Source organism: Caldicellulosiruptor kronotskyensis 2002 (genome assembly GCF_000166775.1).
Lineage (GTDB): Bacteria > Bacillota > Thermoanaerobacteria > Caldicellulosiruptorales > Caldicellulosiruptoraceae > Caldicellulosiruptor > Caldicellulosiruptor kronotskyensis.
Window position 1 is genome coordinate 2,499,969 of record NC_014720.1, and the last position, 24,966, is coordinate 2,524,934.

Below are 24,966 nucleotides of genomic sequence, written 5' to 3' on the forward strand. Positions count from 1 at the left end.
TGCAGAATTATAATTTCCATAATATTCCTTTATTTTTAATTGAGTGAAAATTGTTTGAGTTTGTTAATAACAATTTTTAGGGTTTATTTAATTTCATTTTATATTGCAATAAAATACTTATTTAAATTGTATATTAGAAAGTATCTAATTCCTCAATATACTTTTCTTCGCTCAAAAATTAATCCACCTACAAGCAGAAATAAAGTTGTCCACAACACAATAAGACCCAAATAAATCATGCTACTGTTAATTGGTATATTATAAACTCCCGAAATTTCTAGGTTTGCAATCTCTGTACTTACGTAAAGAGAATAAGGATTTAAAAGAAAATAGCTCTTGTTTGTTATATTTGTCCATATAATCTTAGGAATAAATAAAAGAGCACTTATAAATATGAAAGACAAATTTTCATTCCAAAATAGTACATTTACAAACATATTAATTGAAACAAGCATACATAATGTAACAACGGTAATTATTAAAGTACTTATATATTGTTGAATTATCGGCATAAATTCAATTTTTGAAGGATCAATTATTACATCTTTTGCTATAATTTGCCATTTATATATCCTTACAGGAATATCTATTCTTTTGTTTTCTAAACTAAAAAACAAGATGGCAGTGACAAGAATGTTTACAATAACATAAGTCGAAACTATAACAAATGAATTTGATAAAAACTGTGCCATCCATAATTTCATTCTGCTGCAAGGAAGAAGCATCATATTTCTTATTGTCTTATTTTTTACTTCGTTTATTTGAGTACTTTTCAAAAGTGCAAACACAATAAAAACTGGAAGTAAAAATCTAATAAAAACTTCATTTGCCATAGATGCCGTAAATAAGCCATTTTTTGAGTACAACATTTGTTTGTCCCATACATAAATTTTTTTCTCATATAGTTTTCTTAAATAGTGTATTTCTGCTTCCATTTTAAACCTTTCTCTGGTAATTTTCGCCTGTTTAAGTGCATTTTCCATCATTTTTATTCTTTCTTCCATTTGAGTTTTCAAATCATTATTACTTGACAACAATCTTAATTGATTAATTTCTCTTTCTATTTCTTTAATCTTTTCTACCTGATATAAAACTTCTTTTTGTGACCTTTTCTTATTTTTTAACCATTGTAAATACTTCTTTTCACTTTTTAAAGTTTCTTCTTTTGCTTTTATTGTTTCTCTTAAATTAGCTCCCCCAGTAAGTTTTAATCCCCAAAGAGTAAATATAATTGCCAAAATATAACATATAGCCATTGCTACTATTAAATATAAAAACGTTTTGTTATCTAACATCTTTTTAATCTCTAACTTCAACAACTTTGATAATAATTTAAGTTTATTCACTGGTACACATCCTTTCAAGATATTTTAAGTTCTTTAAAAATTGGATGCAAAATACTTTATATAAGATTCAAGTACAACAGCAAATGCTGTTGTACTTGAATTGTAAACAGTTTAATCAAGCAGGCTACGAACAAAGTCTCTCGCATGTGTCTTTATATCTTTGCCTGTTGCTCCTTCTATTGCACCGTCTATTGCACGAATGATTGCACCTCCCACAATTGACGCACCAACTCGTATTGCAAACATTGCAACTGGACCTACTCCACCTTCCACCTTACACATCTCTTTTTCATTTAGTACTAAAAAGCCTTTCAAAGCAACCTCATTCATAACACCTCAAACCTCCTCTTTATATGATTTTATTTTTACTATACTCCAACCCCTCACAGCCGGCTGATAGAAGGGTTGTTGCCTCACCTCATAACCTCAATCCCATCTTTTCTAAAACCCATTCAATCACTCGCTTTTGCTCAACCACTATGCTCATCTCACAGGCTTGCCCTGCTTTCAAATTAATACCCGTTGGAACATTCTTCACTTCTACTTCAACCTCATAAAACCCTTGCCCATTTTGAGTTACTACCTTTATATCCCGCGATACCTTAACAACTTGTCCTTCTACTACATTCAAGCCATCTGTTCCTGCCAATTTCACTTTTACACTTTGCCCTCTTTCTATACCACTGCCTTTTGTGTTTGGTATGTATCCAATAACCTTAAATCCTTTCGCTTGGCTGCCAACTATTCTGCCAATCTCAGCTCCACCATTTATCACCGCTCCACTGACCAATTCAGCACTGTATTCAACATAACCATCTTTTTCCGCTCTTATATTACAGCTTTCTATCAACTTCTCTGTTTCATCTAAACTGATTTTTAAATTCTTTATTTCATTACTTAGATTATTAATCTCATTATCAATCTGCTGTAGCACATCCAGCTTATACTTCTCAATATCTCCTTTTGTATCATCACCTGAAATGTTTAGCAGCTTCAGCTGCCCTTCTACTTTCTGTTTTTGTAAAATCAACTCATTTTTTGTCTGCTTTAGCTCATCAAGCTTTGAATCTATTTTCGATACTAAAATCTTCTTCTGTATATCACTACCATCCAATTTTGCCTTCACCTGCTGATTGTAAACTTCTATTTCATTTAACATAAATCCCAAATACCCTATATCATATTTGGCAAGCTTAATTTGTTCACCTTTGTCGACAATCTCTTTTATTTCTTTCAACGTGCTTTCAAATTTATCAATATTTTTGATTTTCTCATCCAAACTCTCCGTCTGCTTTTTAAAATCCATTATACTGTATTCTCTTTGTACTCTTGCTTCTTCTGCAGCTTTTCTTAATTCGTTTACCTCATAACTATAGCTCAAGTACCTCAAATAGTATGCATTATTTTTATTCCTGAGACTTTCTCCTTTTTCTATGCTATTTCTCAATTCTTTCAAATCATCAATCTTTTTCTCATATTCGCCCAATTGCTGTCTTAACAAATCCCTCTTCTTTACATACTCCTCATCATCAATTTTAAATAGAACCTCACCTTTCTTTACATATTCACCTTCTTTTACAAAAACCTCTTTTACCTTCCCTCCAACATAACTTATCACCTTTGCTTCATCTTCCCAAGGTCTTATTATTCCTTGAACCTTCACATTTATATCAATTTTCCCTGCAATACTCCACAAAACAAGTCCTATTATTAAGGCAAGCAAAATGTATGTAATAAAAAGTCCATACCTTGGAATCTCTGACTCGTACAAAAGCTTACTTTCCCTAAGCTCTCCAAAATCATATATTACCTCTCTCATCTTCCAGCTGCACTCCCAACAAAATCCAATAGCCCTTTTTGCTCAAGTCCTTCAAGCTGCTCTCTCCACAGGTTATAATAATATCCTTTCTTTCTCATCAGCTCCTCATGCGTTCCTACCTCTACTATCCTACCTTCATGCATTACCACAACCTTATCGCACTTTAATATGGTCGATAGCCTGTGCGCTATTATTATGGTTGTTATCCCCTCACATACCTTCTCTATAACCTTCCCTATCGCCTGCTCGGTTACAGAGTCAAGGTTGCTGGTCGCTTCATCCATTATTACTATCTCAGGATTTTTTAAAAGTGCCCTGGTTATTGCTATTAGCTGTTTCTGCCCGCCCGACAAATTAGCTCCATTCTCTTCTATCATGGTATTGTATCTCAAGGGAAGTTTTGCTACAAATTCGTCCAGCGTTGTTAATTTGCTCACTTCAATTACTTCTTCCATTTTTAAATCCCTGTTTCCAAGCACCAGATTCTCAAATATCGTACCACTGAACAAGAAGATGTCTTGAGATATATATGCTATCTTTTCCCTCAAATGCCTCTTGTTTATATCTTTTAAATTGTATCCATTTATCCTTATCTCACCGCTTTCATAATCATAAAATCCTAAAAGCAGTTTTGCCAATGTAGTCTTCCCTGAACCACTCTCCCCTACTATCGCTATTCTCTCTCCACTTCTTATCTTAAGATTTATATCTCTTAGCACAAGCTGTCTTGTACCGTATCTGAAGTTCAAACCTTCTATCTCTATATCACCTTTCAAACTTGGAGCTAACTTCTTGTCTTCGTCCTCTTTAAACTCACTCTCAAGTTCCAAAATTTCACTAAGCCTCTCGGCTGCAACTATTGCTGTCTGCAACATCGGCTGCAATCCTATCAAGTTCTTTATCGGGTCTACAAAGTATGCAAGCAGTGCATTGAACGTAAACAACTCTCCTATGCTCATCTGCCCATTTATTACCTTGTGTGCTCCTACCCATAGTATTACCATAACACCTACCGCTGCTATACCAGTACTTATATTACTCTGCAAATTGTTTAGATTCGCTACCTTGAACACATCTTTTAAAAGCTTTACAAACTTACTTTCTGTCTTAAAATTTACATCTTCTTCTATATTGAATGCTTTTACTACTTCTATTCCACTTAGTGACTCTACCAAATATGATGTCAAAATTGCATTGTCTTCCATCTCCTGTCTGTTCGCTTCCCTCAATGCCCTGTTAAATCCAAACACCACCGCTGCATATAGCAAAACCATCACAAGGGCTATAAAAAACAGCGTTGAATTTTGCAGATACAAAACACTTGCGCCTACCACTGCCATTATGCTGTCTATCATTAGCGTCAGCGTTGCACCTGATACTGCATCCCTTATCTTTGACGCATCCATAAACCTCGAAATTATCTCTCCTATCTTTCTGCTACCAAAAAAACTCATCGGAAGCTCAATCACATGTTCATAATACCCCAGCATCAGTTTAATGTCCAATCTCTGACTCAAATGTATCAAAAGTCTTACCCTGAATGCTCCTAATATCACCTTAAATATCGTAATCAATATCGCACCTGCTGCTATAACATGAAGAGTATTGTTCAAAAGATTCGGTATTACATCATCCATCAAAAACTTGTAATAAAACGCTGCCCCTATCCCAAGCAACGTATATACAATTGACACTGCAAAAATATTCAATATCAAGCCCTTCTGCGGACTTAATAGCTCAAAAAACTTTTTCAAAACTCCCTCTTGTTTTCCTTTCTTGAATCTCTCATTTGGTACAAGAAGTATCAAAATGCCTGTCCATATTTTAAAAAACTCTTCTGGATTTAGCTTAACTATTCCTTTGGCCGGGTCCGCTATCACTATCCTTTCTTTTCTTATCTCATGTATTACAACATAATGAAACAGCTTGCCATCTATTAACACATGCGCTATACACGGAAGAGGTATTTTTTCAAATATTGCCTCCTTAGTTTCTGCTCTGACTGCTTTTGCATCAAATCCAAGCTCTTTTGCCGCTTTTACAACTCCATATGCTGTGGTGCCAAACCTGTCTGTTCCTGCCATCTGCCTTATTCTGGCTATCGATACTTCTTTTCCATATTGCAAGCAAACTGTTGCTAAGCTCGCTGCTGCACAATCGGTTATATCATGCTGCTTTACACAATAGTATCTCCTTCTCATCTCTCCATCCCACTTGATTTTTGGTATGTTTGCTTCTCTATTCTCTTATTTAGGCTATTTTGTACTCAAGCTATTTTTCCTGTAAACTTCTTCTTGGAATTTCTATGCAAATTTTATCTTATACATTTTCACTCTGTCAATCTCGTTTTTTTTTTTTTTTTTAGCCCATTTTCAACTAAATTTTGAGCTCAGAATATACTTTTCTTTAAATAGCTTAAATTTTCTTAAATTTTCTTGAGTTTTTAAAATAATAAGTTTGAAAATTGTTTATCTTACTATGACTTTATAAATAAAACAAGACATATATGGCTAAATTTAAACTTCTTTAGTCCTCTTCTTTTATTACTTTTTATCTTTAATCTTAGAGTTTTATTACCTTCTCAATTGTCATAAAAACTTTTGAAAATTTTTTATTTTGAGTTTCAATAAGATTAGTCAATGACATACTCTTTTGTGATGCGTTTTTGTTTTCTCTTGCTTTAATTTTACCTCACAGAGGATAGCTTTTGTATATCCATCTATTTTCTTTTCTGTTAATCAGTTATATTCAATAAACTGTTAATTTTTATTTAAATTGCTTTTAATTCTTAAAAATTACTATCTAAATTTTTGTTAAAAATTTAATCCTTAAAAAAATTGAAAAGGCTGCTTGTATGCAAATTCATTTAAATATGCTTACAAAACAGCCTTACAGAAAAACCTAAAATAGCTAAATTTTAAAATTCCTAATTATCTCAACAGCCATCTCATATTTTTCGAAAGGTGGCATTATGTAAATGCCGCTTACCATGTGTTTTATTTTCTCAACTATCTCACAGGCAATCTCTACGCCCTCTTTTGCAGGTTCCTTGGAACTGCGCATTCTCTCACGGATTTTGTCAGGTATTGTGATTCCTGGCACCTCATTGTGCAAAAACTCGGCGTGGCGTGGTGACCTTAGCGGCAAAATTCCGCCTAAAATTGGTGGGAGTTTAAAATCAACCTTTTCAAAAAATTTCTCTAAGGTTTCCGGTTCGTAAATTGGCTGTGTTTCTATAAAGTGCGCCCCATTTTCAATCTTGTGCTTGAGCTTTTCTATCTCTTTCCCCAAATCATCTGCATTAAGATTTAGCGCAACGCCTATTGTAAAGTTTGTCGCCTTACCAATTGGATTGCCCATGTAATCTGTACCGTTATTTAGCCTGCTTAAAATCAAAACAAGACCTTCAGAGTTAACATCAAAAACAGGTTTTGCCTGTGGATGGTCACCAATTGATGGCGGGTCACCTGTGAGCGCCAACACATTTTTAACCCCAAGCGCTGCTGCACCCAGAAGCTCTGACTGAAGAGAAATAAGGTTTCTATCCCTGCATGTAAAGTGCAGTATTGACTCCATACCCAGTTCTTCTTTGAGTATATGAGCAAGAGCAATTGGAGAGATTCTGACCCTTGCCATTGGAGAATCTGCAATGTTTACTGTATCTGCCCCAGCCTCTTTTAAAAGCTTCACACCCTCTTTTGTCTTTTCAAGCTCAATTCCTTTCGGAGGACTTATCTCAACAGTAAAGATAAATTTCTTACCAAGTTTTTGAGAAAGTTCAGATGGGGTGTCTTTTAAAACTGCTTTCTGTTCTTCTTTTCTTTCAACCACTTCAATCTCTAAGGAAGGTGAAACCTCTTTTATCTTTTCTTTGACAGCCTTTATATGTTCAGGACCTGTTCCACAGCATCCTCCAACAATCTTTGCGCCAAGTTTGAGATATTCAGGAACAAACGATGCAAAATAATTCGCCGATGTTGAAAAAACAGGTCGTCCTTGAATAAGCTGAGGGTATCCCGCATTCGGCTGGACAGAAAATGGACCTTTCAAATGCTGTGAGAATATTTTCAATGCCTCTAAAGTTTTTTGCGGTCCATTGCCACAGTTAAGTCCTACAACATCTGCATCTGTGTATTTCAAAAATTCTATAACCCTGTAAATATCTTCCCCATATACTGTGCTCAGCTCTTTGGTAAAAGAAAACTGAATTATATATGGAATTTCATCATTTAGTTCCTTCAAAGCTTCAATTGCGATTTGAACCTCATGTGTTGATGCAGCTGTCTCAAATATTATCGCATCAACCCCTTCGTCCAAAAGAAAATAAAGCTGTCTTTTATATACATCTTTTGCTTTTTTATCATCTATCTCAAAGCCATTGCCAACTGGTTTTCCAAGGGGTCCAACACTGCCTATGACATAAACTTTATTCTCTGCTACTTCTTTTGCAATCCTGACAGCACTTCTGTTTATCCTCTCAACCTCGTTTTCAAACCCAAAAACCTTGAGCTTGCACTCATTTGCCCCAAAGGTGTTAGTTTCAACACAAGTTGCACCTGCTAAAATATAGTCTGTATGAATTTGCTTTACAAGCTCAGGATTTGCTACATTTGCCCACTCAAGTGGAAAATCAACCGAAAATCCTCTCAAAAGAAGCTGTGTACCCATTGCACCGTCAAAAATTACAATAGCCTGCTCTTTTAAAAATTCTCTAAAGTTTTTTTTCAATTTGCGCCCTCCTCATCATATACTTATATCTGCACATTGACCGCGCTTTTGCCGTGTATGCTTGATACTGCCCCATATACACCAAAGTAATACCTTTCAATAACATCTACATGAGACTTTGTCTCTATATTAAAAATATAAGGTTTTTTAGAAAAGTCCTGAGATTCTATTAAAAATTCTTTTAAAAGCTCAGGCTCTATATTCTCATCAATATCAACAAATATCACATCCTCTTCAAGCCCTGCAAGTTCAAAGACAGCTTCGCTTAAGAAATCATTTGTGAGTTTGAATTCATAAACACTAAATTTTTGAGAAATATCAAGCAAGGAATAAATTGATGTTATAAACTTCTTCTGTGTGCTACTCTCAAATGAAACCTCTTTTCCTTTTAAAACCTTAGATATTGACCTGATATACTCAGGGTTTGTGCCACAGCACCCACCATAGAGTCTGACTCCATTTTCAACAAACTCATCTGCCAAATTTACAAACTCAGGTATGCAGCTTTCATATACAGTCTTGCCATCAATTACCTTGGGCAACCCTGCGTTTGGCTTTACTGAAAGCGGAACAAATGAAAAAACCTGCATCTGCTTTATAATTTCTAAAAGCTGTATCGCACCACCAGAACAGTTAGCACCAACAATGTCACAGCCAATTGAACTAAAATAGTAAGCTGCAACCTCAGGAGGAGTTCCCATCAAAAGCCTTTTGTTTTGCTCAAACGTAAGAGATACCAAACAGGGTATATCTATGTTAAGATCTTCTTTTGCCTTTTTAAAAGCATAAAATGCAGCCTTTGCTTCTTTTATATCAGACATGGTTTCGATTGAAACAAAGTCAGCTCCTGCCTCAATTCCGCTTAGAATCTGTTCGTAAAATATACTTTCTGCCTCATCAAAGCTAAGATCACCTGAGGGAATAAAAAGCCTGCCTGTTGGTCCAACAGAGAGCCCAACATACCCGTTATACTCTTTTGCAACCTCTTTTGCAAGTTTGACCGCACATTTGTTTATATTCTCAACCTCATTTTCAAGTCCATATTTCTTGAGCTTTTCTCTGTTTGCACCAAAGGTGTTTGTCTCAACACAGTCAGACCCAGCTTCAAAGTACTGCCTGTGAATAGACGAAACTACATCCTGCCGTGTTACCGACCACAAATCAGGACATTCATCTTCTGTCAAGCCATTTTGAATAAGCTGAGTGCCCATCGCCCCATCAAAAATCAATACCCTTCTGTAAAGCTCATCTTTTAGCAATGCCAATACCATCCTCTCTTTTAGATTTTAAAAAAAGCTGCTTAAAAAGATTAAGCAGCCCCTCCAAAATACTTATTCATTGTTATCTTCATCATTTTCTTTTTGGTTTTCCTTTTTTGTTTCTTGTTGTGTGATTTCATCAGCAACCTGCTCACTGAAATCTGACTGAATAAGCTTCAAAACAGCTTCCAGTGCTTCTTTCTCATCCTCGCCATCTGTAATAATTGTTACTTCATCGCCATAGTCCACCATAAGCGACATCAAACCCATTATACTCTTTGCGTTGGCTCTTTTTTCATCTTTTTCTATTAAAATTAGGGATTTGAACTTACTTGCAACCTGAACAAGCAGGGCTGCAGCGCGTGATGTGATCCCCTGAGAATTTTCAATCTTCATGTGAAGGCTTTGCATATACTACTCCTCCTTTTCTAAGTTCCTCGGCAATTTTATCTATTTTCCTCAGCCTATGATTGACACCAGATTTGCCAAGTGGTTTTTCAAGCATATTACCTAATTCTTTCAAAGAGGCATCTTTATATTTAATCCTAAGGCGTGCTATCTCTTGCAGATTCTGTGGAAGGTTTTCAATACCAATTGTTCTTTCAATAAATTCAATATTTTCTATATGCCTCATAGAAGCATTTATAGTCTTTTCTAAATTAGCTGTTTCACAATTGACAAGACGGTTGACATTGTTTCTGAGCTCTTTTACTATGCGAATATTCTCAAGTTCTAAAAGTGAAGAATGTGCTCCAATTATGTTTAAAAAGTCAACTATTCTATCACCTTCTTTTAAGTATACTACATAATGAGACTTTCTTTCAACAATTTTTGCCTCAAACTCAAAACTCTTTAAAACCTTCTGCAAAAACTCGGCATCATCCTTTGTTTTTACATCAAACTCCAAATGATACATTTTCTCAGGGTTTGTTATGGAACCGCACGACAAAAATGTTGCCTGTAAAAAAGCCTTTCTGCAGCATTTTTTCCTCACAAGCTCCTCTTTTAGCGAAAAACTGAGATGATACTCTTTTGCACCTTTTCTGACAAAATGAAGGTTTTTCAATATGGCAATGTTGTCATTGCTTGGAGGCAGAAAGATGGTATATACATAGTTTTTCTGCAGCTTACTATTTTTCTTGATACTTACCTCACAGTGTTTTGAAAACCCGTTTTTCATGAGAAGGAAAAAAGACCTTGCAGTCTGAGCATTCTCAAATGAAGTTTTAAATGAAAAAGTACCATCAAGTTCATATATGACCCCTGTGAATTTCAAAAATGCTGCAGCTGCAGCCTTCACACAGCAGGAATTTTGAGAAAGTTTTTTGCTCACTTCTGCTTTTGCAGTTGATGAAAAAGACATTTTAGTTACCTCCAAAACAGAAGCATGCTTTCAAACCCTTTAGTTCCTAAACGGTTTACTAAAATTTTTCAATCTCAGATATCCTAACCTATACTCATGAATAACATCCTTACCAAAAACTATGTTGCTAAGAAGCCTCGCAAGCTTTGCTGAGTTGTGACGAATAAGGCCGTTAGAAATACTCAAAAGTCCTTCTTCTATAACCTTATATCCCTTTTCCACAGTTTTCTTGTCAGCAAAAACAGGCTGTGCACCATCTTCTCTGTATCTTTCAAGCACATCTGAAGGAATGGGCTGATTGTTAACAATAACAATGTCAAAAATCCTTCCACCACAATGTCTCTCTATTGCTTCTATATGGTCACACAAGAGGTATCCGTCAGTTTCACCAGGCTGTGTCATAATATTTGCAACGTAAATCTTTTTGGCTCTGCTTTTCTTTATACTCTCAACAACCTCCTTGAACACAAGATTTGGCATAATGCTTGTATAAAGGCTCCCCGGTCCGATTATTATCACATCCGCCTTTTCAATCTCATCCAGAACTTCAGGATATGGCTTTGCATCAGATGGAGTTATAAAAACTCTTTTTATTGGGGTCTTAGAATTTTTCACCTCTTCAGGAATTTTTGACTCGCCAACAACCACTCTGCCATCTTCAAGCTCAGCACAAAGATTAATATTGTCAAGAGTCACAGGCAAAACTTTACCACGAACAGCTAAAACCTCGCTCATAAGCTTTACCGCTTTTTCAAAACTGCCTGCAATTCCTGTCATCGCAGCTAAAAACAGATTGCCAAAACTCTGACCTTTAAGGCTTCCCTCCTTGAACCTGTAATTCAAAAGCTTTTGCATAATCTCTTCTGTGTTTGCCAAAGCTAAGATGCAGTTTCTGATATCCCCTGGTGGAAGCATACCAAGGTCTTCTCTGAGCTTTCCTGACCCTCCTCCATCATCTGCAACAGTTACGACTGCTGTGATGTTTGCAGTAAGGTTTTTTAACCCCCTGAGCATTGTAGAAAGTCCTGTACCACCACCGATTGCAACAATCCTTGGCCCTTTTTCCAAAAACCCTTTTGAATATATAGCATCAAATATGGTTTTCTGACTTATTCTGTATGGCAAACTTTTGTTCAAAAGCCCTATAAACCCCTTTGTTAAACCCATTAGCGAAATTAAAAAAACTCCAATTCCTAAAACAAATAATCCTATGCGAAAAGAAAAGCGAAGTTCCACCGAAACATTAAAAATATCAATGCTTTTTGCTAACGAAGCTGAGATTAAAATAATACTGAATAACATTAAAAAAATCCATCTTTTTATATACATACCTGGTTTTAGGAAATCAAATATCATTGGCATGTCACCCTTTTTTATCTTTCTCTATATCTCTATGAAATATTGAAACTTTATATCCCTGGTTTTCAATAGTCTTTTTAAGCTCTTCAGCCACTGTGACAGAACGGTGCTTGCCACCAGTACAGCCAATTGCAATTACAAGCTGCCCCTTCCCTTCTTCTGCATAATTTGGTATTAAAAATAAAATCAGGTCAAAAAGTTTTTGCAAGAATTCTTTTGTGACGTCCCAACTTAAAACATATTCTTTTACTTCAGGGTCTTTGCCTGTTTTGTACTTGAGAGTATCCACATAAAACGGGTTAGGGATGAATCTGACGTCAAAAACAAGGTCAGCATCAAGCGGAAGCCCGTATTTGAACCCAAACGACATAATAGTGATTAGCATTGCCTCTTTTGACTTTTGCTGGACAAAAATCTCAAAGAGTTTCTCTTTTAAATCCTTGGGCAAAAGCGTTGATGTATCAATCACAAAGTCAGCATACCTTTTTATATCCTCAAGCTTTTCTCTCTCCTTTTGAATGGCTTCTAAAATGCTGCCATCACCTTCATGACTCAGAGGATGTTTTCGCCTTGTCTCTTTATATCTTTTTATAAGAACCTCATCATGGGCATCTAAAAAGAGAAGTTTGAAGTTACGGTCATCCTTTTTCAGCTCCTGAAGAACATCTTTGAAGTCGTCAAAAAGTTCACCACCACGAATGTCTACAACCGCAGCAATCCTCGAAATCTTCTCTTTTGTTGCACTTGCAAGTTCAGCAATCTTGGGTAAAAACTGTGGTGGTAGGTTATCTATACAAAAAAATCCCATGTCTTCAAACGCCCTTATTGCCAAGCTCTTACCAGCTCCTGACATGCCAGTTATTATTACTATCTCCAACAAAACCACCCTTTTTATCTTCTATTTTGTCCATCCACTGGTACAAAAAGTGGTGTCTCAAACTCGCCTATGAACTGAATCTCGGGTTCAAGCAAAATTCCAAATTTTTCGTACACAGTTTTCTGAGCAAGATAGATGAGCTTTCTTACATCCTCAGCTTTAGCATCTCCTAAGTTTATGATAAACCCTGCATGTTTTTCTGATATACACGCACCGCCTATTCTGTATCCTTTCAATCCTGCATCCTCGATGAGCTTTCCTGCAAAGTTGTTTGGCGGTCTTTTAAACACAGAACCGGCACTTGGATAAGAAAGAGGCTGTTTTTCTCTTCGTCTTTTTGAAAATTCATTTGCTTTTTGCAAAGGAGATATATCTTCTCTGTCGGCAAACTTGAGGCAAAATGCTGCTCTGAGAAGTACCATTTTTTCTTCTTTTAACCGGCTGTGCCTGTAAGAAAATCTCATATCTGTCCTACCAAGTTCTACTGGGTTCAAGTTCTCATCTAAAACCTCTGCCCATTCAAAGACCTCTTTTATCTCACCATCGTATGCACCAGCGTTCATGTACACAGCACCACCAACAGTGCCAGGAATTCCTACTGCAAACTCCAAACCTTTTAGACCTACTTCGCACGCTTTTCTTGCAACCTGAGAGAGCATTGCTCCACATTCTGCTTCAATCAAATTTCCATCTATTTTAAAAAAGTCTATTTTGACTGTAGTAATTATCGCACCATCAAAGCCTTTATCAGAAACAAGAATATTTGAGCAGTTCCCAACAACAATGTAGTTTATCGCTTTATCCTTTGCCACAGTTAACACTTCGATAAGTTGTTTAGTATTTTTAGGAAATACTATATATTTCGCTTCTCCACCTATTTTGAATGTTGTGAACTCTTTTAGTGGATGGTCTTTTAGAAACTCAATACCTGAATTTTTTAAATACATTTCAAATTCCATTTTTCTATCACCTTAAAAACATCCATTTCAAGTTTTATTATATTATATTTAAACAAAAAATTTAATTATTTTTTATCTCAACTGCCTCAATGCCATCTTCCCATGGTTTGAGCAGTATAGAAAATAAACTCTTTAGAGCTTTAGCACTACCTTTTTCAAAAAGCCATAAATCTTCATGTTCTTTTTTAAGTATGACCGGCATACGGTTGTGAATATGTTTTATTTCATCAGCTGGCTCTGTTGTAAGAATAACAAAACTGTCAACGGTCATCCCACCTTCAAGCTCAATTCTTTTGTAAAGCCCTGCCATGTAAAAGATATTGCAATCCTTAGGTTTTATGAAAAACTTTTGTTTTTTGCTGCCATCTTTCTTCCACTCAAAAAAACCCTGAGCAGGAATCAGACATCTGTTTGATATTATGCTGGAAAACAGAGGCTTTTCCAAGATAGACTCAGCTCTTGCATTTATTATAACCTCTTTCTTGTTTTGAAGAGGCAATCCCCATCTTAAAATCTCAGCTTCTCTATGAAAATCCTTTGACACAATTGATGCAGCAAACTCTGTAGGAAATATCTCACCCGATTTCATTTTCTGTAAAAGGGGACTTCCTTCATATTTTTGAGAAATCTCATCTAAGATTTTTTTAATCTCATCAATGTTCTCATCAAGATTCAAAAAGTATCTCCCGCACATAAAAATCAGCCTCCAAAGACCAGTTTTAGCTCCTCATACATATCCTTTATTGAACCATATATCAAATCTGGTTTCAAAGTTGAAGCCTCAACATCTTCCATCTTTGTCTCACCAGACAGCACTAAAGCAGCAACCATACCGCTATCCTTTGCCATTTTCATGTCTGTGTAAAGCCTGTCTCCTATCATCGCAATCCTGCTTTTGTCAACCTTTTTGAGGTTCGAGATTATATCAACCATTATGGAAGAAGGTTTGCCAACAAATACAGGTTTTTTCTTTGTTGCATTCTCAAGCATGATGCAGATAGACCCGCAATCTGGAATATATCTTCCACCATCTAAAGGACAGACAAGGTCTGGGTTTGTTGCCAAAAAAGGAACTCCTCTTCTTATAAGCTCACATGCATCTAAAAGCTTTTTGTAGGTAAGAGTAGTATCAAATCCTACAACAAGATAGTCTATATTGTAGTTTGGACTGTCAACAACAACGATGCCCATCGACTTTAGCTCTCTCTTTAAAGATGTTGTGCCAACAACATATACTCTTGGTGGTTTTTCTTTTTTGTGGATTGTCTTTATATAAATTCCCATTGCCTGACCTGAAGTAAATACGTTTTCTTTTGTAATCTCAAAGCCTATGTTCAAAAGCTTTAAATAGTAATCTTCTGAACTTTTTGATGAATTGTTTGTCAAAAATAGAAAGTCTTTTTGATTTTCTTTCAAGAGTTTAATAAACTCTCTTGCACCTTCAAATACCCTTTCACCAAGATATACTGTGCCGTCCAAGTCAAGCAGGAAAAGGTCTATGTTTTTTAGAATGCTTTTATTCTTCATTTACAAGCTTCCCCTTTTTCATTTTTTTGATGCTACCAAAGCCAAAAGCCTTTTTGCAAAATCTTCATAGCACTTTTTAGCATTGAAATTCTCTTCCCATGTTTCTCTTGCACCATAGCAAAACCTTTTATAATCTTCTTCACTCATAGTAGCAAATCTTTCTATAAGGTTTGCAAGTTCAAACTCTGAAAAGTCTTTGTCAAGCAAAAAGCCATTTTTCCCATTTTTCACAATCTCTTTAGTTCCACCAACATCTGTTGCTACAACAGGTATTCCATATGACATTGCTTCCATGATAGACACCGGAAGACCTTCTGACTGGCTTGTGTTTACAAATAGATTAAAGTTTTCTTTTGCATACAGGTTCAAAATATCATCATTTTTCATAAAACCTAAGAATTTGAATTGAATGTTGCTTTTTTTGCCCAGCTTTTCTTGAGCATATGATCTTATTTTTTCAAAAAGTTCACCATCGCCAATGTGAGTCCACGAAATTTTGACGCTGTCAATCTTCTCAAGGCTATCAACAATCTTATCAATTCTCTTCACAGGGGCAAGCCTTGCACAGCTGACAATCTTGAAAATCTCATCTCTTTTCTTATCTATGTTTACACTGTATCTATTAAAAGTCCCTAAGTACGACACTTCTGCTTTGTCAGTTTGATACCTCTTGTTTATATAGTCAGCACCCATTTTTGAACAAGCAAAAACTTTATCAATATTTTTAAGAATAAACTTTTTGCATGGCTGAGGATAGCTCTCTTCATATAAATCTCCTCTGTGTGCTCTTGAGACTTTCAGGGCAAACGGCTTGTCGCAAAGTGCCACTGATAGTGCTAAAAAGTGAAACCAGTATGAATAAAGGATAGTGTCTTGCACATTAATATTATATTTATTTATAAATCTTTCCAAATTGGTAAGTGTAACGTTTGTAATGAAAGTCCATCTAAAAAGCATCCATAAACTTAAAAGTTTGTATGAAAAAGGCTTTAAAGAAAATACGGCTTTGAATGTTTCATTTACTATAATCTTTAAAAGTTTAGGCTTCAAAAGTAAAATATCTTTTAAACCAAATTCTATGTCTGTCACTTCAATTTTAGGATTTTGAATGTATTTTTTTAGGTTTTTCAGTTTCTTTGGCAGTACTCTGCCCGGCCAGATTGGTACGATATATATCTTATTGAAAAACTTTGCCAAAATATCTATTTCATTTCCAACAAAAACATCCCTTTTTGGATGCGGATAGCCTATAGTAAGAAGAATCAAGTCCAACTTTCTTGTCTCCCCTTTTAATAAAACTTATCCTTTTTTGAGTTTATCACTCAAGCATTGAAATAGTCAACACAGCTTTAAATCAAAGATATAAATATAAGCTTGACTTATAAAAAAATTTATTTTAAAATAAACATATGAACAATTATTCAAATGTTCAATCTTAAAATTGAGGTGAAAAGAATTTGAAAAACCAAGAAGTATCAAAAAAGATTGATTTGTGCAGCTGTAGTGTAATCCACAATAATATTGTGCAAAAAGTAAAAGAAAGTCTTCCAGATGAAGAAGTTATGTTCGACCTTTCTGAGTTTTTCAAGGTTTTTTCAGACTCAACACGCATAAAAATATTAAGCAGTCTCTTGGTTTCTGAGATGTGTGTATGCGACTTAGCAGCAGTCTTAAATACATCCCAGTCGGCAATATCTCACCAGCTAAGGCTATTAAAAGCTTTCAGGTTAGTGAAGAGCAGAAAGGCTGGAAAAGTTGTGTATTATTCTCTTTCGGATGACCATGTAAAAAGTATAATTGAACTCGGTCTTGCGCATCTTAGCGAAAGCCAGTAGATGAAAGGATGAGACAAATTTGTCAAAAGTAAATGTAGAATTAATTTTGGAAAATCTTTCATGTGCTAATTGTGCTCAAAAAATTGAAGAAAAAGTGGCAAAACTCTCTTTTGCAGAGGATGTTTCGCTAAATTTTGTAACAAAGAAACTCTCGGCAAAGGTTGATCAAAATTACCACGAAATATTTATTGAATCAGTAAAGAAGATTGTAAACGAAATTGAACCTGAGGTAAGAGTACTTGTGGCACCAAAAGAAAAATCAATACTAAATATAGGCGATATCTCAGCATTAGTAATTTCTTCTATATTTTTTGGAATAGGTGTTCTTACAAAAAGAGAAAATTTTGCCTTAATCTTTTTTATTCTCTCATACTTTCTTTCAGGAAAAAGTGTTATATTAAACTTCTTTAAAAACCTTCGAAAATTTCAAGTATTCGATGAAAATTTCTTAATGACAGTAGCAACACTATCAGCTATTTTATTAAAGGAATACCCAGAAGCAGCCTCCGTTATGCTTCTTTACAAAATCGGTCAAATTCTTGAGGATGTTGCACTAAACAAGTCAAGAAAAACCATACAGGCTCTCAAACACCTTGAAATAGAGTATGCAAACTTGAAAATTGGCAATAGCATCAGGAAAGTAAATCCAAAAGATATTGTACCTTACGATATAGTGGTGGTAAAACCGGGTGAAAGAGTACCGGTTGATGGAATTGTAGTATCTGGAAAGTCATTTTTGGATACTTCTGCTATCACAGGAGAATCAAAACTTTTTGCTGTTCAGCCAAATGACAAAGTTTTAGCTGGCAGCGTGGTAGTTGACGGGTTTTTGGAAGTCAAAGCTCAAAGTTTTTACAAAGATTCTGCACTTCACAGAATAGTTGAGATTGTTGAAAATGCATCTGTAAACAAATCTAAAACCGAAAAGTTCATAACAAGATTTGCAAAGGTTTATACACCGTCGGTAGTTATTATAGCAATAATATTAGCTATCTTGCCACCACTGTTATTTGACCAACCTTTTTCGCTGTGGATTTACAGGGCTGCTATCTTTTTAATCATCTCCTGCCCTTGTAGTCTTGTTATATCTGTGCCACTTTCCTATTTTGCTTCAATTTCAAAGCTTTCTTCGAAGGGAATATTAGTAAAAGGTTCTCAATATATAGATATTCTTGCATCAAAAATAGGCAGTTTCCTTTTTGATAAAACTGGAACAATCACAAATGGGACTCTTTCTGTTGAAAAGATAGTGCCTGTGGAAATTTCTCAACAAGAGTTTTTAAAAATTCTTATAAGTATCGAAAGTCTTTCGAATCACCCAATAGCAAAATCTATATTAAGCCAAGTTGAACAAAAAGATATTTCTCTTTCTTCAGTACAAGAACTCAAAGAACATCCGGGAAGAGGAATAGAAGGAATTGTTGAGGGCAAAAAGGTTTTAATAGGCACAAAGGAGTTTTTGCAGGAAAATGGAGTTAAAATTGAGTATAGCTTTGAAAAATCACCCGAATTTTTGTACATTTATGTATCGTGTGAAGGTAAATTCTGTGGGTATGTTGCCTTGAAAGATTCTTTGAAAGATGACGTAAAAAAGGTTTTTAACCGCCTCAAAAGTCTTGGTTCAAAAATATACATCCTGACAGGTGACAAAAAAGAGGCGGCTGAAAAAATTGTTAAAGACCTTCCGATAGACGGCATTTACTCAGAGCTTCTTCCAGAAGAAAAGGTAAGAATTGCCGAAAAAATAAAACTTGAAAATAAAGAGTTGGGATATGTTGTATATGTGGGAGATGGAACAAATGATTCGCCAGTACTCTCTGTGTGTGATGTGGGAATTTCATTTGTAAAAAACAGCAGTTATCTTGCAACATTGGCAGCAGATATTGTTCTTCTTGATGAAAAGCTATATAAGATTGTAGATTTGATAAAAGATTCAAGATTCACAAGAAAGATTGTTATTCAAAATATCGTTCTTTCTCTGGGGATAAAATTTGCAGTAATGTTTTTAGGAATTCTGGGAGTAGCAAATCTGTGGGAAGCAGTTGTGGCAGACACCGGTGCAATGCTTTTAGCAGTTTTAAATTCTTTGAGAGTGCTCAAAAGATAAAAAAAGAGGTATAATATTTAAGAGGGGGTTTTGCTTTTCTTAATATAGATGCCAAAAAAGAGGTGTTTTGAAATGATAGAAATGTATGTTAAAAACGTTGCATTTTTTGAAGAGGGGGGAGGGTTTGCAGTCTTGCTGTGTGACAAGAACAACAAAATGGTTCTCCCCATCTTTATAGGACCGCTTGAAGCTCAGTCAATCGCACTTGCTCTTGAAAAACAAAAGTTTCCTCGCCCTTTGACACACGATTTGATGGTTGAGATTATGCAAAAGTTTTCAATTTCCATCCAGAAAGCTGTTATTACTGACATCAAGGATGGAACATACTTTGCACAGCTTCATCTAAGAGACTACAACAATGTAATTTCTGTCATAGATTCAAGACCAAGCGATGCAATTGCGCTTGCGCTGAGAGTAAACTGCCCAATTTATATGGCTCCAAAGCTCATAGAGTTCACCTATAAGTACGAAGAGCTGATTCCTCAGTAAAAAGAGTTATTTGAGCTTTACTACCTTCCATGCGCTTCTGTCAAGTTGACGACCAAGAAATTCTGTGCGCACGCTCAAATAAAGCATGTTCGGATTTTGTAAATCTTTTTTGGAAAATATTATCTCAATCTGATTCTTTTTTCTGCGCATCTTTGCATTTTGAAATGAAAAAGCAGGGGTTGTCATAGTCTTTACTACATTCATCTTGTTTCCAGAAACCAAAATATATATTCTGCCAAGATATTTATAATCTTCAAATGCTCTTATGTGAAGATAATACGAAATAAGTTTTTTAGCAGAACCAACCATTTCGATACCTATATAGATGTTCTTGCTATCGTGAGCCGCAAATATCGCTTCAATATCAGCACCTTTTTCAAAAATGATTGACCATATGTCGTGCGTTGGCTCTTTGCTAATTAAATACTTTTCTGAAAACAGGTTATCACCCTCATATTTTTTTGCATCTTTGCTATCTAATTTTGCAAATAATTCATTTTGACGAACAAATGCTTCCAAAAATCCTCTCATGACCTTTATCTGAGAGTGGTAGTCTGAGATTGAATTTGATTTTCTTTCTATCATATATTCATCCAATGGTACCTGATACCACTTTGTATCTGTAAATGCAAGCTTGAAAGGCGGAACAAGATACATCTGAGGGTGTTTGCCAAAAGGAGTCGGCCAGTCTCCTCTGTGCACAAGATATTGCCACTCTTCACACTTATAATTTAGCGTCAGGATTGAAAACTTAACAAATGCTGATGTTGCCCAGTGGTCAGGATGCTGGTCGCGTGAGTATGGATAGATTATTAAATCAGGTTCAAATAATTTTATTATGCTCTGAATATTTTTTACAACGTTTATTCCCTTGTATTCTACTGACCTCTGATAGGAGTTTGAATACGGACTTTTGAATGTGCGTGTTAAAGGATTAAAATACCCTATCTTAGAATCAAAATATTTTTCCCACAAAAACCGCAAACCCCTATCAGGATATCCTAAAAAAATTATATCTTCCCTTTTCAAACCTAAGTCCTCAAGCGCATGGATTGTTTCATTCTGTCGAAGATAACCAAATCTTATATAGTCATCAGGAGTAAGTCTTATCTTGCCAAAGTTCTGCCCTGCAGCACGTGTAAAGCCATCTCCATTTGTCATAACAACAACTTTAACTTTACTCCCACTCAAAAGAGCTTTTTGTATCACACCTGCAGAAGACAAAGTTTCATCATCACAGTGTGGGGCAAAAATGAGTATACGTTTGTAATTTTCAACCCGCAGCTGCGGAAGCTGAGCTGAAAAAAAATAGTTTGAAATATATTCTCTTGCCAAAAATACAAGAACATTTGCAACAATCCATATAACAAATGCATATAAAATGTACTTTCGCTTAAATCTTATTCTTCTTTCATTCTGAGGTTTTCTGTAAACTTCACCTTCAGAACTTTTAGCTTTAAACGGTGGCATATATTTTCCGCAATACTCCTTTACAGCAAAGATGCTCTTTTTATTTTACACTATCTTTGAGTCATTTTCCATTAAAATTTACTCCTAAAATCGCAAGCGGGCAGAAGCTCTCTTGCCTGTAGAGCTCCTGCCCGCTTTCTATATAAAAGGAGGAAATGAACGGGGGGATTTTGAATTTATGTAAGTTCCCAAAAATAAGAGTTACAAGGGGGTTGTCCGCATTTTTCTTGCCGCCTGTTGTCTACATCTATAATTATATGTTTTTTGTATACACCAATCAATACCAAAAATAAATGAACTTTTTCAATTTTTTTTCTGTTTTTTTAGCTATGTGGCTATGTGAAAATTTGACCGATTTTAATAAAAATCTATGTTTCCTTTGTGTACTTTAGCTATACATAAAAACTTTCTCATTCCCCTTATAACATTACTCTTTTTTAGTTTTACTCTTCATAAGCTCTCAGCTTGAAATTCACACCTAACTTTTGAGCAATTTTTTTGCACTCCTCTATTTCTTCTTTTGAAATTATATCCACACACGAAACCCAAACTTCCTTTATATATTTTTTGCTCTCTTTTATAAATTCAATTACATAGTCATATATGTCTTCAGAAAACGGTCTGCAAATCTCATTGTACCTTTCTTTGTTTGGAGCATTGAGACTTATTGATATCCTGTCAATAAGGTTTGACAAAAGCTGTGGCACATTCTTCTTGTGAATATAAGATGCATGACCGTTTGTGTTAACCCTCAGCGGCACTGAAGTTATCTCTTTTAGCTTTTTTGCAACCTCAATTACAACATCAAGTCTGATAAGTGGCTCACCATAGCCACAAAATACTATCTCATCATACTTTTGTGGGTCTTTTATTTCAAGAAGTATCTCCTCTGGTGTTGGGTCCTTTTCAAGCCACAGGTCATACTCGCTACCGAGCCCTTTCTCAGTATTTCTTATACAGAATATGCATGAGTTTGTGCATTTGTTTGTCACGTTTATATATAGCTTGTTGTCAATTGTATATGTTATCATACCCATTTTATCTTTGTTTCATCTCCATTCTTTTTATTTTATACCAAAAAAGTTTCTGGCATTTTGTGTTGTTTTTTCAATTACTAAATCTTCAGAAACCTCTTTTATTTGTGCAATCTTTTGTATCACATACTTTAAGTAGGTAGAATCATTTCTTTTACCCCTGTGCGGGTGTGGCGTCAGGTATGGACTGTCTGTTTCAAGCATCAAAAGTTCAAGAGGGTATTCTTTTACTACCTCAATAAGCTTCTTTGCATTCTGAAAAGTGACAACACCACCAACCGAAATATAAATGCCATGTTTTCTCAAAATCCTGCTCATCTCAACACTTCCTGAATAACAGTGTATCAAAACTGGAATCTTTCCAACTGCATTCTCAAGAAGAATATCTAAAGTTTCTTTATGTGCCTCTCTTGAATGAACAACTATTGGTAGATTTAATGCTTTTGCAACCTCAATCTGTCTTATAAATACCTCTTTTTGAACATCTCTTGGAGAAAAATCATAGTGGTAATCAAGTCCAATTTCACCGATTGCAACGTTCTTTTCAAACCTTGCAAATTCAAAAAGTACATCTTCAAAATCATTTGGTGCATCATTTGCCTCGTGAGGATGAATTCCAACAGTTATATAAATGGTATCATACTTTTTTGCAATTTCAATGTTTTCTTTTGAAGACTCAATAGAAGAAGAGGATGAGATGGCAATTATATTCTCTTCTTTTAGTTTTGCCATCACATCCTCTAAATCTGTGGCAAATGCTTCATCATCATAGTGAGCATGAACATCTATTATCATTTTACTCTTGCTCCCTCTTTTATGTCTTTTTCAGGTGTGATTAAGCACAGCTCATCTCCAATTGACGCTGCCAAGAGCATTCCCTGTGACTCAACACCACGCAGTTTTGCAGGCTTTAAGTTTGCAACAACTACAATCTTTTTGCCAACAAGCTCATCAGGAGTATAGTGTTTTGCAATGCCTGCAACTATCTGGCGTTTTTCATTTCCTAAATCAACAATGAGCTTGAGCAGCTTGTCTGCCCCTTCAATTTTCTTAGCTTCTAAAACTTTGGCAACTTTGAGTTCAATCTTTGCAAAATCATCTATTGTAATATATTCTTTCTGCTCTTCATTTTTGTCATCTGCAGGCACAGCTCCTTCAGGGTTTTTAACTTCTTGCTTGTTTGTATCTTCCATGGCATTTTCCTCCTTTTCAACTATTCTTGGGAAAATAGGATCTCCTCTTTTAACTTTTGTTCCCTCTGGAATTAAACCAAACTGCGAAGCACTTTCCCAAGCAGTTATATCAGGATTCTCATCTTTTGAAATTCCAAGCTGCTGTAAAATCTTTGGTGTTGTCTGCGGCATAAATGGTTCTATCAATATTGCCACAATTCTCAAAACCTCTGCTAAGTTGTACAAAACAGTTTTCAAGCGCGGATACTTAGATTTATCCCTGCCAAGCACCCACGGCATTGTCTCATCTATATACTTGTTGGCTCTTGCAATCAACTTCCAGATTTCTATCAAGGCATTTGAAAATTGAAGCTCATCAAGACATCTGCACACTTTTTCGTATACTTCTTTTGCCAAGGTTATCAGTTCATTATCAAGATCTTCTTTTGCTTCAGGAAGATGGATAATTTCATCAAAATACTTTTCAATCATTGCTACTGTTCTTGACAATAAATTTCCAAGGTCGTTTGCAAGGTCACTGTTGTGTCTTGTCCTTAGAGCATCTTCTGAAAAGTGACCATCAGCACCAAATGGAATCTCTCTTAAGAGGAAATATCTTAGGCTATCAACTCCATACTTTTGCGCAAGTATTACTGGGTCTACAACATTTCCCTTTGACTTTGACATCTTACCGCCTTCTAAAAGTAGCCAGCCATGACCAAACACCATCTTAGGAAGAGGAAGACCCAGTGCCATCAGCATTGCTGGCCAGATAATTGTGTGGAATCTTACTATCTCTTTTCCAACAAGATGCACATCTGCTGGCCAGTATTTTTTGAACTTGCTGTCATCCTCACTCATGTATCCCAGCGCTGTTATATAGTTTGAAAGTGCGTCTATCCAGACATAGATAACATGCTTGGGGTCAAATGGCACAGGAATTCCCCATTTTATAGTTGTTCGCGAAACGCACACATCTTCAAGCCCAGGTTTTATGAAATTGTTTATCATCTCGTTTGCGCGCGACTGTGGAACAATAAAATCCGGATGCTCTTCAATATACTTAACAAGTGCATCTTGGTATTTTGAGAGCCTGAAAAAGTAGCTCTCTTCCCTTGCACGCTCAACTGGTCTGCCGCAGTCAGGACACTTGCCATCAACAAGCTGTCTGTCAAGCCAGAAAGACTCGCATGGTGTGCAGTACCAACCCTCATACTCGCTCTTGTAGATATCGCCCTGCTCATAAAGCTTTGTAAATATCTTCTGGACAACCTTCTTGTGGCGCTCTTCTGTTGTTCTAATAAAGTCATCATATGAGATGTTCATAAGCTTCCAAAGGTCTTTTATTGACGCAACTATCTCATCAACATACTCTTGAGGAGTCTTGCCAGCTTCTTGCGCTTTTCTTTCTATCTTTTGTCCATGCTCATCTGTGCCTGTCAGGAAAAACACGTCATATCCTCTGAGTCTTTTGTACCTCGCAATGGTGTCTGCTGCAACTGTGCAATATGTGTGACCAATATGGAGTTTGTCCGATGGATAGTATATAGGCGTTGTTATATAAAATTTTGGCTTTTCCATAAATGATTTTCCTCCTTTTGTTAAAATTCTTTCTTCAGAGT

General features: G+C 35.7%; 21 protein-coding genes. 3 read left to right on the plus strand and 18 right to left on the minus strand.

Annotated elements, in window-relative coordinates:
- Positions 1-152: 152 nt before the first annotated feature.
- The 14 genes from CALKRO_RS11570 to CALKRO_RS11635 form a co-directional block, all read right to left on the minus strand.
- Positions 153-1,346 carry an ABC transporter permease subunit gene (locus tag CALKRO_RS11570; protein ID WP_014042404.1) on the minus strand — a complete coding sequence of 398 codons (1,194 nt, stop codon included), beginning with the start codon at positions 1,344-1,346 and terminating at the stop codon, positions 153-155.
- Between the two features lie 111 nt (positions 1,347-1,457).
- Positions 1,458-1,676, minus strand: coding sequence for a class IIb bacteriocin, lactobin A/cerein 7B family (locus CALKRO_RS11575; RefSeq protein WP_013431188.1), 219 nt, complete (start codon positions 1,674-1,676; stop codon positions 1,458-1,460).
- A gap of 88 nt (positions 1,677-1,764) precedes the next feature.
- The gene (locus CALKRO_RS11580) at positions 1,765-3,165 is read right to left on the minus strand and encodes an HlyD family efflux transporter periplasmic adaptor subunit (RefSeq protein WP_013431189.1); all 1,401 of its coding nucleotides are present in this window, start codon (positions 3,163-3,165) and stop codon (positions 1,765-1,767) included.
- Positions 3,162-5,366 carry a peptidase domain-containing ABC transporter gene (locus CALKRO_RS11585; RefSeq protein WP_013431190.1) on the minus strand — a complete coding sequence of 735 codons (2,205 nt, stop codon included), beginning with the start codon at positions 5,364-5,366 and terminating at the stop codon, positions 3,162-3,164. The genes CALKRO_RS11580 and CALKRO_RS11585 overlap by 4 nt, the downstream gene beginning before the upstream one ends.
- 709 nt (positions 5,367-6,075) lie before the next feature.
- The gene (locus CALKRO_RS11590; RefSeq protein WP_013431191.1) at positions 6,076-7,893 is read right to left on the minus strand and encodes a bifunctional homocysteine S-methyltransferase/methylenetetrahydrofolate reductase; all 1,818 of its coding nucleotides are present in this window, start codon (positions 7,891-7,893) and stop codon (positions 6,076-6,078) included.
- 23 nt (positions 7,894-7,916) lie between these two features.
- Positions 7,917-9,158 carry a homocysteine S-methyltransferase family protein gene (locus CALKRO_RS11595; protein ID WP_013431192.1) on the minus strand — a complete coding sequence of 414 codons (1,242 nt, stop codon included), beginning with the start codon at positions 9,156-9,158 and terminating at the stop codon, positions 7,917-7,919.
- Positions 9,159-9,224: 66 nt separating this feature from the next.
- Positions 9,225-9,563 (minus strand): HPr family phosphocarrier protein, encoded by a 339-nt coding sequence (locus CALKRO_RS11600; RefSeq protein WP_013431193.1) that lies wholly within the window; start codon positions 9,561-9,563, stop codon positions 9,225-9,227.
- Positions 9,538-10,515 (minus strand): DNA-binding protein WhiA, encoded by a 978-nt coding sequence (gene whiA / locus CALKRO_RS11605; protein WP_013431194.1) that lies wholly within the window; start codon positions 10,513-10,515, stop codon positions 9,538-9,540. The genes CALKRO_RS11600 and whiA overlap by 26 nt, the downstream gene beginning before the upstream one ends.
- A 39-nt stretch (positions 10,516-10,554) precedes the next feature.
- Positions 10,555-11,877: a gluconeogenesis factor YvcK family protein gene (locus CALKRO_RS11610; RefSeq protein ID WP_013431195.1), complete on the minus strand. Its 1,323-nt coding sequence runs from the start codon at positions 11,875-11,877 to the stop codon at positions 10,555-10,557.
- A 1-nt stretch (position 11,878) separates the two neighbouring features.
- On the minus strand, positions 11,879-12,751 hold the full coding sequence (gene rapZ / locus CALKRO_RS11615; protein ID WP_013431196.1) for an RNase adapter RapZ: 873 nt from the start codon (positions 12,749-12,751) through the stop codon (positions 11,879-11,881).
- A 14-nt stretch (positions 12,752-12,765) separates the two neighbouring features.
- A complete protein-coding gene (murB, locus tag CALKRO_RS11620; protein ID WP_013431197.1) occupies positions 12,766-13,710 on the minus strand; it encodes a UDP-N-acetylmuramate dehydrogenase in 945 nt (314 codons plus the stop codon).
- Positions 13,711-13,771: 61 nt separating this feature from the next.
- Positions 13,772-14,404 carry an SOS response-associated peptidase gene (locus CALKRO_RS11625; protein WP_013431198.1) on the minus strand — a complete coding sequence of 211 codons (633 nt, stop codon included), beginning with the start codon at positions 14,402-14,404 and terminating at the stop codon, positions 13,772-13,774.
- 5 nt (positions 14,405-14,409) lie between these two features.
- Positions 14,410-15,237, minus strand: a complete 828-nt coding sequence (locus CALKRO_RS11630) for an HAD-IIA family hydrolase (protein ID WP_013431199.1) — start codon at positions 15,235-15,237, stop codon at positions 14,410-14,412.
- An 18-nt stretch (positions 15,238-15,255) separates the two neighbouring features.
- Entirely contained in the window at positions 15,256-16,509 is a 1,254-nt protein-coding gene (locus CALKRO_RS11635; protein WP_013431200.1) for a glycosyltransferase, read from the minus strand.
- A gap of 185 nt (positions 16,510-16,694) precedes the next feature.
- On the opposite strand from CALKRO_RS11635, the gene CALKRO_RS11640 reads away from it, so the two are divergent.
- The 3 genes from CALKRO_RS11640 to CALKRO_RS11650 all read left to right on the plus strand — a co-directional run bounded on the left by CALKRO_RS11640 (position 16,695) and on the right by CALKRO_RS11650 (position 19,668).
- The gene (locus CALKRO_RS11640) at positions 16,695-17,072 is read left to right on the plus strand and encodes an ArsR/SmtB family transcription factor (protein ID WP_013431201.1); all 378 of its coding nucleotides are present in this window, start codon (positions 16,695-16,697) and stop codon (positions 17,070-17,072) included.
- Between the two features lie 19 nt (positions 17,073-17,091).
- Complete coding sequence (locus CALKRO_RS11645; RefSeq protein WP_013431202.1) at positions 17,092-19,179, plus strand: heavy metal translocating P-type ATPase; 2,088 nt, start codon at positions 17,092-17,094, stop codon at positions 19,177-19,179.
- Between the two features lie 72 nt (positions 19,180-19,251).
- Positions 19,252-19,668, plus strand: coding sequence for a bifunctional nuclease family protein (locus CALKRO_RS11650; RefSeq protein WP_013289631.1), 417 nt, complete (start codon positions 19,252-19,254; stop codon positions 19,666-19,668).
- A 6-nt stretch (positions 19,669-19,674) separates the two neighbouring features.
- Here CALKRO_RS11650 and CALKRO_RS11655 read toward each other — a convergent pair whose 3' ends face one another.
- From CALKRO_RS11655 to metG, 4 genes are all read right to left on the minus strand, one after another.
- A complete protein-coding gene (locus CALKRO_RS11655) occupies positions 19,675-21,138 on the minus strand; it encodes a PIG-L deacetylase family protein (protein ID WP_013431203.1) in 1,464 nt (487 codons plus the stop codon).
- Between the two features lie 443 nt (positions 21,139-21,581).
- The gene (locus CALKRO_RS11660) at positions 21,582-22,175 is read right to left on the minus strand and encodes a TatD family nuclease-associated radical SAM protein (RefSeq protein WP_013431204.1); all 594 of its coding nucleotides are present in this window, start codon (positions 22,173-22,175) and stop codon (positions 21,582-21,584) included.
- Positions 22,176-22,202: 27 nt separating this feature from the next.
- Positions 22,203-22,967: a TatD family hydrolase gene (locus CALKRO_RS11665; protein WP_013431205.1), complete on the minus strand. Its 765-nt coding sequence runs from the start codon at positions 22,965-22,967 to the stop codon at positions 22,203-22,205.
- On the minus strand, positions 22,964-24,925 hold the full coding sequence (metG, locus tag CALKRO_RS11670) for a methionine--tRNA ligase (protein ID WP_013431206.1): 1,962 nt from the start codon (positions 24,923-24,925) through the stop codon (positions 22,964-22,966). Before metG ends, CALKRO_RS11665 begins: the two co-directional genes overlap by 4 nt.
- Positions 24,926-24,966: the final 41 nt, after the last annotated feature.